The sequence below is a fragment of the Sorangium sp. So ce128 genome (assembly GCF_051525245.1).
Classification (GTDB): Bacteria; Myxococcota_A; Polyangia; order Polyangiales; family Polyangiaceae; genus Sorangium; species Sorangium cellulosum_B.
In genome coordinates, this window is sequence record NZ_CP150313.1 from 5,359,492 (window position 1) to 5,371,474 (window position 11,983).

Consider the following 11,983-nt stretch of genomic DNA (forward strand, 5'->3'; position numbering starts at 1 on the left):
GACCAGGGGAATCTACTAGGAAGAGCAAACGACCTCTTGGAAGTCAAGCCCATCGTCGCGCCCGCGCGGTTGTCTCGCACCGGTTCGCACGGTTCGCACGGTTCGCACGGTTCCCGCGTCTCGCACAGTCCTCGCGGGATCGTACGGCTCGCCCCGACCCGAGTCCCTGGAATTGACTCTCAACGTAACCGCCCTGGCCTGGCCGACGGCACTCTCTCCGACCTGCCTTCTCGCGCACCGAGCGGCAGCGCCCCCAACAGCTCGTGTCTCCGCGTGTTGCCCTCCAGGTTCCATGCAGTTCCTGGCGGGCGGCCACGCCGTGAACCTGCCTGATCAACGGACAACCGACCGTCCGGTCGGCCATCGTTCGGCCATTGTTCGGCCGGTGAGACTCGCACGCGGCTTATTCACCGCCGCCGTGATGACAGCTTCGCAAATATTGCAAGCGAGGTAGATGCGACGCAGTCGGTGCAGACCGCGCAAACAATGCAATTCGCAAAATCTTGCGGCCGATGCGAGCGCGACGCAGTTGTCGCAGACCACGCAAACAATTGCAAAAACGTCAACGATGAACGAGCTGCCGGGAGCCGGCATCTCATGCCTGAACCACGGAATCGTCGTCTTCACGACTTGACATGCATGCATGCGTGAGCGGCGGACCATGGATGAATATTTGTCTTGGGCTTTTGCAGCGACTCACGCCGCACCTCGCCTCGTACCCAGCGCTCATGACCGTGGGGCTACACGACACTGGCATTGCGCGCGGCGAAGCCTTGCGCGGCGAACCACAACGGCTGTCACGGAGAATCTTTGTATGAGAGATAAAATGAAATACTCAGCGCCCTGTGCGCTGGTCTGGCGAGCCCCTCGCGGCCTCGTGCGGCGCCGATCCCGGCGGCGCGGGCGACGACGGCGACGAGAGCGTGGCGCGCGCCGCGCAGGCACTATCGACCGAAGGACAGGTGTGCACCACCGTCCAGCGCGGCGCCGGACCAGCGGGCGTGGATGACGTCGTGCTCTGGCAGAACGCGCCGACGTGGAACGACGGCGCGAACGTGGCGCTCAGCTCGGGGACGAGCGCGAGCGGCGGGATCCGGCGCAGCTTGCTCCGGTTCGACCTCTCCGGCCTCCCATCGAACGCCGAGGTCGTGTCGGCGAACCTGTCGCTCTCGCAGATCTACAAGGCGGACACCAGCACGGTCCGCGTCCACCGCGTCACGAGCGCCTGGGCGGAGTCCACCGCGACCTGGGGGAGCTTCGGAGAGTCCTTCGATCCAGCGATCGTCGCGTCGTTCACCGGCGGCGGTGCGGCCGGCGTCCGCTCCTCCGACCTCACCGCGCTCGCGCGCGCGTGGGTGAGCGGCGAGGCCGAGAACCACGGCGTCCTCATCGAGGAAGATCCGGTCGTGAGGAGCGAGTTCAAGAGCAGCGAGCGGCCGGAGATCGCGAGCCGGCCGAAGCTCGACGTCTGCTACGTCACGTGCGACGACGGGATCCAGAACGGCAGCGAGAACGGCGTCGATTGCGGGGGCCCGTGCGCGCCCTGCGGCGGCGAGTCGTTCGATGGGCCACCGGGCGGGAGCCCCGTCGACCTCGAGGGCAACGGCGCGACCTATGGCTGGTCGGTCGGCGATCTCGATGAGTTGCCGGAGGCCATCGCGGCGCAGGGCACGAACGAGCCGTGCACGACCGGCGAGGACTGCCAGTTCGACCAGCACTGCGACAACCCCGCGCAGGGCGCGTGCGCCCACGATCCGTGCGCGACGGGCACCCCGCTGCTGTCGACGTGCAGCGGTTGCGTCACGAAGGTCTGCGACGCCAACCCGAACTGCTGCACGCCGACGGCCGTGCCGGGCGACTGCGCGCACGACGCCTGCGTGGCGGCTCCCGGCCCGGCGACCAACATGACCACGACCTGCGGGGACGCGTGCATCGCGAACATCTGCGCGAACCATCCGCGCTGCTGCGATATCACGTGCACGAACACCGCGCAGTGCACTGCGATCATCGGCACGGGCAGCACCTGCGTCTTCCCAGGCCGATGCACTCCGCCCGGTGGCGTGTGCCCCGCGGGTACAGTCCTTGTAGGCGGCCGCTGCACCGGGACCTGGAGCTCGACCTGCGCGGGTTATGTCGCCACGGAGTGCGCCCCCAAGATGTGCAGCTCGGTCACCCCGCGATGCGACGCGAGCTGCGTCGCCCTGGCCGGATCGCTGTGCGGCTCCACCTGCGACACCGATCCCGGCTGCGCGCACGACAAGTGTTACACCGGCGAACGGCTCAATGCATCGTGCAACTCCTGCGTGTCGCAGATCTGCGATGTGTCGCCGAGCTGCTGCGCGCCGGGCGGTGCGTGGACACAGAGCTGCGTCGACCTCGTGGAGAGCGTCTGCGGAGAGACCTGCCCGCAGCAGGGGCTCTGCAATGCCTACCTGCCGGGCGAGACGAACCCCGAATGCTCTCTCCCGGACCTCACGATCGGCGTGCCCTGCGGCGGGACGATCCCCGTCTGCAACCGCGGCACCACGCAGGCGCCCGCGGGCATCGCCATCCACCGCTATGCTGCGGGCGCGGCCAGCTCCCCTCCTCGGAGCCGAGCCGGATCCTCGACGCCTGCAGCCCGAGCGGCGGCACCCTCGCCTGCACGACGACGGAGCCGATCGAGCCGGGCGAGTGCATCAGCGTGGCGGGCTGCACCGGCGTCACCGACGGCATGGAGCTCATCGTCAATCCCCCTGGCGCGGGGCAGATCGCCGAGTGCCAGTGCGGCAACAACGGGAGCGTCTATCAATCGGGCGAGTGCGGGTCGCCCGCCTGCACCGCCACGGCCAGCACCTCGCCGTTCAGGCCGGTCACCCTGTTCGTGGCGCTCGATCGATCCACCTCGATGCGGCAGACGCTGTCGGGGGTGGACGTGAGCGCGGATCGATGGATTCCGGCGACGAACGCGCTGAAGTCCTTCTTCCAGGATCCGGCGTCGGCGGGGCTCGGTGTCGCGTTCCGATTCTGGCCGCTCGACAACCCGGGCCCGTGCAACGAGACCCCTTCCTGTCCGCCTGCCGGCGGCGGCGGCTGTGCGCTGCCGCTCGTCCCGTTCAACGGCGCCGCGGCCGACAGGTTGACCGAGGAGTCCGCGGCGATGGGGGACCAGCAAGAGATCAAGCTCATGCAGGCCTTCATCAACTTCCCGACGCCCAACGGCGAAACGCCGATGTACCCGGCGCTGGACGGCGCCACCACCTGGGCGAACAACTACAAGGACGCCCATCCCGAGGAGGAGGTCGCCGTCGTGTTCATCACCGACGGCATCCCGTCGAGCTGCAACACCGTCCCCAACGCGATCGGAAACCTGGCGCGAAACGCCTTCGTGAACCACGGCGTTCGCGTGCACGCGGTGGGCTTCGGCAACTCGAACGCGGAGCTCATCAACCTCATCGCGGCTCAAGGCGGAGGGCAGGCGCACAACCTCAGCGCCGGCTCGACGCTGCAAGGTAACCTCCTCAATGCGCTGGTCTCGATCCGCGGAGAGGCGCTGCCCTGCGACGTCACTGTCCCCCTCGCGGGCGTCTCGGATCCCGCGTCGGTGTCCGTCGTCTACGAGAACGCCGCCGGCGTGGAGACGACGCTCACGCCCCGGGCCGGGGTCGGCAGCTGCGGCGCGGGAGGCTGGTACTTCGATTCCGGAAACACGCGCGTGAAGCTCTGCCCGGAGACCTGCTCCATCGTCCGCGAGAACCCGGGCGGCAAGGTCCAGGCGACCGTCCTGTGCGCTGACGAGGCCCTCTCGCCCATCACCACGAGCTGGGAGCGCTACCACGGCGTCTGCCCGCCGGGGACCAAGGCCCGGTGGGAATACCTCACGTACAGCACGACCACCCCGGGCGACTCGAGCATCGAGTTCTTCGTGCGATCGGCCGACGACACCGCCGATCTCGGCGCAGCGGCCGTGACGCTCGCCGCGACCGCCCACGCCACGCCGGCCGATACCCAGGTGTGCGACGGCACCTCGACGCCGTCGTGCGCCGTCGATCTCGGCGCGCTGCCGGGAGCGCAAGCGGATTACCTCGAGCTCCAGGTGACGCTGAATCCGACGAGCGACGGCGCGGGCGGAGTCCAGGTGCAGGACTGGGAGATCGGGTATTCGTGTCCCGACGTGGAATGAGCCCGGACACGTTCGCGATCCCTCCGGTGTCGGCTCACCTCTTCCTGCCCCCACGCTGAGGCGCGGCCGCGCGGCGCGCCCCGTAGACCGCTCGTAGATCCTTCGCGATCTCCCGGAGCCGCGCCCGCAGCGCCGCCGGCTCGACCACCTCGACGCCCCTGCCCAGCCCGACGATCTGCGAGACCGCGATCGACTCCCGCTCGAAGTCGACCGTCACGACGCTCGTCCCCTCGCGCCCGCACGTTCCCCGCCCCCACCGCTCGTGCTCGCCGCCGGGCCGGACCCGCCGGAGCGCCTCTTCCCCCTCCCCGGTCACGCGCAACGACACAACGTAGCTCGCCCTCTGCTCCGCGAAACGCCGGCTCAAGGCCTTCCAGCACGCCGCCAGGTCGAACCCCTCCGGCCGCGCAAACGTCGCTTCGAGGAGCCGCGCGCCCGCCACCCGCGCCCCCCGGAAGATGCTCGGCCCCCGCTCCGTCCCGGCGACGAGGTACCAGCGGTCGGCCTTGATCACGAGGCCATACGGCTCCACCACCCGCTCGCTCGCTTCCCCGTCGAAGTCCCGGTACGCGAGCCACACCTTGCGATCCTGCCAGACCCCCACCCGCAGGACGTCGAGGTGCGGCACCACCTCCCTGCCCTGGAACCACCCCGACGCGTCCACGTGGAGCCGCTGCCGCGCGCGCTCGGCCAGCGACCGGTGCACGGCCGGCAGCGCCGCCGACAGCTTGATCAGCCCGCTCTCCAGCGCCGCCGAGAGCCCGATGTCGGCCAGCGCCCCGGGCGCAGCGACCGCCGCGAGCGCCTGCACCTCGGGCTGCGTCAGCCCGGTCAGGCTCGTCTGCCACCCCTCCGCCAGCGCGATCCCGCCGCTCGGGCCGCGCTGCGCATAGACGGGCACGCCCGCGGACGACAGCGCGTCGAGGTCCCGGTAGATCGTCCGCGCCGAGACCTCCAGGCGGCGCGCCAGGTCCTCGGCCGTCAGCTGCCGGCTCTTCGCCCGCTGCAAGAGCAACATCAAGCTGAGCAGCCGATCCGCACGCATGACCGTCCGTGGCTCCCGACCCCGAAATGACCCGCCCGAGAGGCTACGCGCAATTCATGACAGGAGATGTCAGGAATTCGCCCGTAGCGTCGCAGGACGACCGGAGCAGGCCGGAATGCAAGGGCGCGCGCCGCAGGAGCCCGCGCGCCCGCCGAGCCGCCGGTCCCCAAGAAGGAGACACCGTATGAGACCGCTCGAAGGACAGATCGCCCTCGTCGCCGGAGCCACGCGCGGCGCGGGGCGCGCCATCGCGTGCTCGCTCGGCGAGGCCGGCGCCACGGTCTATTGCACAGGACGCAGCGTCCGGGGTCGGCCCGCCACGGGCCAGCGCCCCGAGACCATCGAGGAGACCGCCGAGCTCGTGGCCGCGGCAGGAGGGCGCGGCGTCGCCGCGCAGGTCGACCACACCGTCGAGGAGCAGGTCGAGGCGCTCTGCGCCCGGATCCGGCAGGAGCAAGGGAGGCTAGACGTCCTGGTCAACGATGTGTGGGGCGGCGATGAGCTCACCGAGTTCGGCCAGCCGTTCTGGAAGCTCTCCCTGCCCAGCGGGAAGCTCCTGCTCGAGCGGGCCGTCACCTCGCACATCATCACGAGCCGCCACGCGGTGCCGCTCATGCTCGAGCGCGATCGCGGCCTCATCGTCGAGATCACCGACGGCGACCACTTCGGCTACCGCGGCAACCTCTTCTACGACCTGGCAAAGATGTCGGTCATCCGCCTGGCCTTCGCCATGGCCTGGGAGCTGCGCCGCCACCCCGCCATGACGGCGCTCGCGGTGACGCCCGGCTTCCTGCGCTCGGAGGCCATGCTCGACCACTTCGGCGTCACGGAGGCGAACTGGCGAGACGCCGCCGAGAAGGACCCGCACTTCATCGAATCGGAGACGCCGTTCTACGTCGGCCGCGCGGTCGCGGCGCTCGCCGCCGATCCGCACGTCGCGACGAAGTCCGGCCGCGTCTTCAGCTCGTGGGATCTCGCGAGGGAGTACGGGCTCACCGACGTCGACGGCCGGAGGCCCCACTGGGGCGAGTACTTCGAGCGGCACCTCGGCCGGTACAACAGGGCCGGCGAGGCCGCCTATGCCAGCTGGTTCAACGGCCCGATGGAGCTCGCGTGCCCCGACTGGCCCAAGGAGTGAACGGCGCGGCGGCCGCCGCCTCGAGCAGCGGCCGCCACGCTGGGCATCGACCGCAGCGTCGGGCATCGGCCGCCGCGTCGGGCGGCGGCTGCAGGGGCCGGCGCGGCCGTCTCAGTGGGCGTAGGGCTCGCCGCGAAGCAGGGTCATCGCGCGGTAGAGCTGCTCGATCAGCACGAGCCGCGCGAGGCGGTGCGGGAACGTGAGCGGCGACAGGCTCCACCGGTCGTCCGCCGCGGCGGACACGTCGGGCGGCAGCCCGTCCGCACCCCCGATCAGGAACGCGACCACCCCCTTGCCGCGCGAGCCCCAGCGCTCGACGCCGGCCGCGAACGCCTCGCTGCCGAGCGCCTTGCCGCCCACCTCCATGGCGATGACGCTCGCCCCCGCCGACGCGCGCGCAAGGAGCGGCCCGACCTTCGCCGGCGGGCCGTCCTGGATCTCGATCTCGTCGCACGCCACGTAGCGGCGGATGCGGCCGAGGTACTCGTCCATCGCCGCGCGCAGCGGCTTGTCCTTCACGCGCCCGACGGCGGCGACGACGAGTCGCACGGCGCGCTCAGCTCGGATCGAACCGCGGGGCGGGCTGCGCCCCCGGCGGCAGGGTCTCCTCCGGGACCGGGACGCGCCCCGCGTCGATCCAGAGCCCCTCGATGTCGTAGAGGCGGCGCGTATCCTCCTGGAACACGTGCACCACCACGTCGCCGAAATCGATGAGCACCCAGGTCGCCGCGGCGAGGCCCTCCATCGAGAGGGGCGCGAGTTTCTGCTTGCGCACCGCCTCCTCCAGCCCCGTCGCGATCGCGTGGACGTGCCTGTCCGAGCGGCCGGTCATGATCACGAGGTAGTCCGCGTAGTCGACGCGCCCCACGACCTCCAGGATCTCGACGCCGATCGCCTTCTTGTCGAGCCCCGCCGCGGCGAGCGTCAGCGCGAGCTCGCGCGCGGGGGCCGAAGGCTCGGGGACGGGCGGCGGCGTGCTCCGGCGCGAGCCGGCGCGCTTCGGGCCCGCGAGCGGCGACTTGCTCCGCGCGGGCGACCGCCCCGCGAGCGGCAGCACCGCCTTCGCGCCGCCCTCGCCGCCGCCACGCGCGGCCCGCGGGGCCGGCGCGTCGCCGTCGTCGCGCGCCGGACGCCGCGCCCTCGGAGCCGGCCGATCCGCCGGGATCGGCCGCGCCGCGCGCTCCAGCGGCTCCGCCTCGCCGCCCGCGCGGCGCGCGCGGACCACCTTCTTCGCGCCGGGCTCGCCGACGCCCGCGTGGGAGGCGCGGATCCGGGGCGACGCCGGCCGCTTCGGCTTCGCCGCGGACGACGCTCGACCGGCCGCGCCCGCCTTGGCCGTGGTCGCCTTCTTCCGCGCCGGCGCGCGCGGCTCCGCGCCCTCGCTCGCCTTCGACCCCGACTTCGCCCGCGGCTTGCCGCTCCCCTCGCCTGCGTCCTTCTTGCTCGCCAACGTTCTCTCGCTTTCTTGCGCCCGTCGATGACGGGCGCCACTCGTCTCGCCCGCGTCAGCGGGTCTGGCCCTCGCCGTACGCGATCCACTTGAGCGTCGTCAGGCTCGCGAGCCCCATCGGGCCGTAGGCGTGGAGCTTCGTCGTTGAGATGCCGATCTCCGCGCCGAGGCCGAGCTCGCCGCCGTCGTTGAACCGTGACGACGCGTTCACGAGCACGCAGCTCGCGTCGACCTCGCGCAGAAACCGCTGCGCGTGGTCGTAGCGGGGCGTGCAGATCACCTCGGTGTGCATCGAGCCGTAGCGGCCGATGTGCTCGATCGCCTCGTCGAGCGACCTCACGACCCGGACCGCGAGCACGGGCGCGAGGAACTCCCGCCCGTAGTCGTCCTCCGCGGCCTTGCGCGCCGACGGCACGAGCGCGCAGGTGGCGGCGTCGCCGCGCAGCTCGAGCCCGCGCTCCGAGAGGGCGGCCACGCGCCCGAGCAGCGGCGCCGCGACGCTCTCGTGGACGAGCAGGCACTCCAGCGCGTTGCAGACGCCGGGGCGCTGGAGCTTGCCGTTCTCGACGAGGCGGCAGGCCATCTCGACGTCGCAGCCGGCGTCGGCGTAGAGGTGGTTCACGCCCTTGTAGTGCTGGATCACGGGGACGCGCGCGTTCTCGGCCACGAACCGGATGAGCCCCTCGCCGCCGCGCGGGATGGCCAGATCGATCATGCCGGTCAGGCCGAGCAGGATCCGCGTGGCCTCGCGGTCGAGCGAGGGGACCATCTGCACGGCGTCGGCCGGCAGCCCGACCGAGCGCAGCGCGTCCGAGATCAGCTCGCCGAGGGCCGCGTTCGAGCGCGCCGCCTCCTTGCCGCCGCGGAGGATCGCGGCGTTGCCGCTCTTCAGGCAGAGCACCGCGGCGTCGACCGTCACGTTGGGGCGCGACTCGTAGATCATCGCGATCACGCCGAGCGGGACGCGCACCTGCCCGACGAGGAGCCCGTTCGGCCGCCGCTCCATCCCGACGACTTGCCCGACCGGGTCGCTGGCGGCGGCGACCTCGAGCACCGCGCCGGCGATCGCCACGAGCCGCGCCTCGTCGAGCACGAGCCGGTCGACGAGCGCCTCGGACACGCCGGCGGCGCGCGCCGCGGCCACGTCCTCGGCGTTCGCGGCCAGCACCGCGGAGCGCTTGCCCTCGCCGGCCTCGGCGCGCAGCCGCTCGGCGATGGCGCGCAGCGCGCGGTCCTTCTGGGCCCTGTCCAGCGGGGCGAGGGCGCGGGCAGCCGTCCGGGCGCGCTGGCAGAGCGCGCGAAGCGTGCCCTCTAGATCGATGTTGCTCTGTTCCACAGCGGGAACCTAGCTCGCCTCCCTGCGCGGGCCAACCGTTCTCCTGCGCGTCCATGCTAGCGTACCCGCCGTGTCCGGCGATCTCCGAAGCTCGAGCCAGGCGTCGTTCGCACCCCGCTCCCGAGACGCCCGCCGCGCCCCCACGAGGAGCGCCGCTGCCCGCCCGCGGCGCGGCGCGGCGCTCCTCGTGGGGGCGCTCCTCGCCGTGATCGCGCCGGCGTGCCGCGGCTCGGACGCAGGCGCGGACGCGCCCGCCACGGCGAGCACCGGCATCCCCCTCGCGGCGCCGGGCGCGCTGGGGGCGCCGCTCGACGCGCCGCCGGCGGCCCCCTCCGTCCCCTCCGTCCCCTCCTTGCCGTTCGCCGATCCGGAGGGGCTCCATGTCCCGCCCGATCCGGCCGGCCCTCCCGAAATACCGCCGTATCGTGCTCCTCCCGGGAACACCGGGGGGAGCGGAGTGGAGCTATGACTCGCGCCCGCCACGCCTCGCCGATCGCCGCGCTCGCCGCGATCCTCGCCGCGCACCTCGCCGCGGCGTGCTCCTCCGCCGCGCCGAAGCCGCTCCCGCCCGGTCCGCCGCCCGAGTACGAGCGCCCGCGCGTGTACGACGGCGGCGTCGGCGACGCGCCGGCAGCGCCGCCGGACGAGCCGGGTGCGACGGATGCGACCGACGCGACGCCGGGCGCGCCGCTGCTCGCCCCGTCGCCGGGCGCGCCGCCCGCGTCCACGCAGCCGCCGCCCACGCCGCCGCCCACGCAGCCGTAGCGCCGTGCGCCGCGAGCGGGCGCGCGGCGAGCGCCTCGGCCGCGCGACTCTGGCGGATCCAGCCCCGCCATGCTAGCGGCAGCCATGCTCTCACCCCGGCGGGACTTCGTCGTCATCCTCGATTTCGGCTCTCAGTACACGCAGCTCATCGCCCGGCGCGTGCGCGAGTCTGGCGTCTACTGCGAGATCCACCGCTTCGACGTGCCCATCGCCGAGCTGCGCCGGCTCGCCCCGCGGGCGCTCATCCTCTCGGGCGGCCCCGCCAGCGTGTACGGAGACAACGCGCCTCGCTGTTCCCGGGAGGTGCTGGAGCTCGGCGTCCCGACGCTGGGCATCTGCTACGGGCTCCAGCTCATGGCGTATCACCTCGGCGGCAAGGTCGAGCGCGCGCACACGGGGGGCGAGTACGGCCCCGCGGCGGTGCGCGTCGAGCGCCCGACGGGCATCTTCTCGCGCTTCGCCGAGGGCGACGCCATCGACGTCTGGATGAGCCACGGCGATCGGCTCACCGCGATGCCGGAGGGGTTCGTGTCGCTCGGCACCACGACCGGCAGCCCGCTCTGCGCCGTCGCCCGCGAGCGCGACAAGCTCTACGGCCTCCAGTTCCACCCCGAGGTCGTCCACACGCCGCGCGGCAAGGAGATCCTCCAGTCCTTCCTGTTCGACGTCGCCGGGCTGTCACCGACCTGGACGCCCGCGTCGTTCGTGGAGGAGGCGATCGCCGCGGTCCGCGAGAAGGCCGGGCCGAGCGACCGCGTCATCCTGGGCCTCTCGGGCGGGGTCGACTCGTCGGTCGCCGCCGTGCTCTGCCAGCGCGCCCTCGGCGACCGGCTGACGTGCATCTTCGTCGACAACGGCCTGCTTCGTGAGGGGGAGGCGGAGAGCGTCGAGCGGACCTTCCGCGGCCACTTCCACATGAACCTCGACGCCGTCGACGCGTCGGCGCGGTTCCTCGAGGGGCTGCGCGGCGTCGTGGATCCCGAGCAGAAGCGCAAGGTGATCGGCCGCCTCTTCATCGAGGTGTTCGAGGAGGAGGCGAAGCGGGTCCATGGCGCGAAGTGGCTCGTCCAGGGCACGCTCTACCCCGACGTGATCGAGAGCGTCTCGTTCAAGGGGCCGAGCGCCGTCATCAAGAGCCACCACAACGTCGGCGGCCTGCCCGAGCGGATGAACCTCGGCCTGATCGAGCCCCTGCGGGAGCTCTTCAAGGACGAGGTGCGGGCCGCCGGCGAGGCGCTCGGCATGCCGCGGGACATCCTGTACCGCCAGCCGTTCCCCGGCCCGGGGCTCGCGGTGCGGTGCCTCGGCGAGGTGACGCCGGAGAAGCTCCGCGTGCTCAGGGAGGCCGACGCCATCTTCGACCAGGAGATCCGCGCCGCCGGGCTCTACGAGTCGCTCTGGCAGAGCTTCTGCGTGCTCCTCCCGGTGCGCTCCGTGGGCGTGATGGGCGATGAGCGCACCTACGACGAGGCGATCGCGCTCCGCGCGGTGCACTCGACCGACGGGATGACGGCCGACTGGGCGCGGCTGCCCTACGACCTCATCGCCCGGGTGAGCTCGCGCATCATCAACGAGGTGCGCGGCGTGAACCGCGTGGTGCTCGACGTGTCCTCGAAGCCGCCCTCGACGATCGAGTGGGAGTGACGATGGCGAGCGCGAGCGCGAAGCGGACGCGCGCCACGGCGGCGCTCCTGATGCTCGGGCTGTCGGCGTGCGTCGCGCGGGCTCCGGCGACGGTCTCGCTGCGGGTGAAGGGGAACGTGCCCGACGCGTCGGTCACCATCGACGACCAGTACATCGGCGCGCTCGCTTACGTCGCCGCCCACGGCGTCGCGCTGCCGCCCGGCGCGCACCGGATCACCGTGGAGAAGGCCGGCTACTTCGCCTGGGACCGCCTGGTCGAGGCCAGGAGCGGCGCCCCGCCGATCCACCTCCAGGTGCAGCTCACGCCCGTGCCGGATTGACGACCTCGCGGGGCCGGCACCGGCCGGCCCTGGCGCAGCCGCACCCTCACCGGGGCGCACGCGCGAGAGCACAGGACGAAATCATCTCCACGCGGTCTCCGTAATCCATGTGGTGGATGCACG

The 11,983-nt window shown here is 72.3% G+C and carries 12 protein-coding genes; 7 read left to right on the forward strand and 5 right to left on the reverse strand.

The genetic code is table 11. The annotated features are described in order from the left end of the window. Positions 1–333 precede the first annotated feature (333 nt). Positions 334–627: a hypothetical protein gene (locus tag WME82_RS20345; RefSeq protein WP_438044181.1), complete on the reverse strand. Its 294-nt coding sequence runs from the start codon at positions 625–627 to the stop codon at positions 334–336. 374 nt (positions 628–1,001) lie between these two features. Between WME82_RS20345 and WME82_RS20350 the strand changes: the two genes are divergently transcribed. After that, positions 1,002–2,918, forward strand: coding sequence for a DNRLRE domain-containing protein (locus WME82_RS20350; RefSeq protein ID WP_438044182.1), 1,917 nt, complete (start codon positions 1,002–1,004; stop codon positions 2,916–2,918). After that, positions 2,888–4,162: a vWA domain-containing protein gene (locus WME82_RS20355; protein ID WP_438044183.1), complete on the forward strand. Its 1,275-nt coding sequence runs from the start codon at positions 2,888–2,890 to the stop codon at positions 4,160–4,162. Before WME82_RS20350 ends, WME82_RS20355 begins: the two co-directional genes overlap by 31 nt. A gap of 34 nt (positions 4,163–4,196) precedes the next feature. Here WME82_RS20355 and WME82_RS20360 read toward each other — a convergent pair whose 3' ends face one another. Next, positions 4,197–5,207, reverse strand: coding sequence for a helix-turn-helix transcriptional regulator (locus WME82_RS20360; protein ID WP_438044184.1), 1,011 nt, complete (start codon positions 5,205–5,207; stop codon positions 4,197–4,199). Between the two features lie 184 nt (positions 5,208–5,391). Between WME82_RS20360 and WME82_RS20365 the strand changes: the two genes are divergently transcribed. After that, positions 5,392–6,345 (forward strand): SDR family oxidoreductase, encoded by a 954-nt coding sequence (locus WME82_RS20365; protein WP_438044185.1) that lies wholly within the window; start codon positions 5,392–5,394, stop codon positions 6,343–6,345. A 111-nt stretch (positions 6,346–6,456) separates the two neighbouring features. Here WME82_RS20365 and WME82_RS20370 read toward each other — a convergent pair whose 3' ends face one another. From WME82_RS20370 to WME82_RS20380, 3 genes are read right to left on the reverse strand one after another with little or no spacing between them, the layout of a single operon-like run. Continuing rightward, complete coding sequence (locus tag WME82_RS20370; protein ID WP_012236304.1) at positions 6,457–6,894, reverse strand: 23S rRNA (pseudouridine(1915)-N(3))-methyltransferase RlmH; 438 nt, start codon at positions 6,892–6,894, stop codon at positions 6,457–6,459. A 7-nt stretch (positions 6,895–6,901) separates the two neighbouring features. Beyond that, positions 6,902–7,795, reverse strand: coding sequence for a ribosome silencing factor (gene rsfS, locus WME82_RS20375; protein WP_438044186.1), 894 nt, complete (start codon positions 7,793–7,795; stop codon positions 6,902–6,904). A 55-nt stretch (positions 7,796–7,850) separates the two neighbouring features. Further along, positions 7,851–9,131 (reverse strand): glutamate-5-semialdehyde dehydrogenase, encoded by a 1,281-nt coding sequence (locus WME82_RS20380; protein WP_437747164.1) that lies wholly within the window; start codon positions 9,129–9,131, stop codon positions 7,851–7,853. 70 nt (positions 9,132–9,201) lie between these two features. On the opposite strand from WME82_RS20380, the gene WME82_RS20385 reads away from it, so the two are divergent. From WME82_RS20385 to WME82_RS20400, 4 genes are all read left to right on the forward strand, one after another. Then, a complete protein-coding gene (locus WME82_RS20385; RefSeq protein ID WP_438044187.1) occupies positions 9,202–9,600 on the forward strand; it encodes a hypothetical protein in 399 nt (132 codons plus the stop codon). Further along, a complete protein-coding gene (locus WME82_RS20390; protein WP_438044188.1) occupies positions 9,597–9,896 on the forward strand; it encodes a hypothetical protein in 300 nt (99 codons plus the stop codon). The genes WME82_RS20385 and WME82_RS20390 overlap by 4 nt, the downstream gene beginning before the upstream one ends. 69 nt (positions 9,897–9,965) lie before the next feature. Then, on the forward strand, positions 9,966–11,540 hold the full coding sequence (gene guaA / locus WME82_RS20395; protein ID WP_437747167.1) for a glutamine-hydrolyzing GMP synthase: 1,575 nt from the start codon (positions 9,966–9,968) through the stop codon (positions 11,538–11,540). A 2-nt stretch (positions 11,541–11,542) separates the two neighbouring features. Next, entirely contained in the window at positions 11,543–11,860 is a 318-nt protein-coding gene (locus WME82_RS20400; protein WP_437300722.1) for a PEGA domain-containing protein, read from the forward strand. Positions 11,861–11,983: the final 123 nt, after the last annotated feature.

Bases quoted from the DNA above. Each gene is read 5' to 3' on its own strand.
- guaA (WP_437747167.1), top strand. From the start codon at position 9,966: ATGCTAGCGGCAGCCATGCTCTCACCCCGGCGGGACTTCGTCGTCATC.
- WME82_RS20355 (WP_438044183.1), top strand. From the start codon at position 2,888: ATGCGGCAGACGCTGTCGGGGGTGGACGTGAGCGCGGATCGATGGATT.
- WME82_RS20360 (WP_438044184.1), bottom strand. From the start codon at position 5,207: ATGCGTGCGGATCGGCTGCTCAGCTTGATGTTGCTCTTGCAGCGGGCG.
- WME82_RS20365 (WP_438044185.1), top strand. From the start codon at position 5,392: ATGAGACCGCTCGAAGGACAGATCGCCCTCGTCGCCGGAGCCACGCGC.
- WME82_RS20400 (WP_437300722.1), top strand. From the start codon at position 11,543: ATGGCGAGCGCGAGCGCGAAGCGGACGCGCGCCACGGCGGCGCTCCTG.
- WME82_RS20390 (WP_438044188.1), top strand. From the start codon at position 9,597: ATGACTCGCGCCCGCCACGCCTCGCCGATCGCCGCGCTCGCCGCGATC.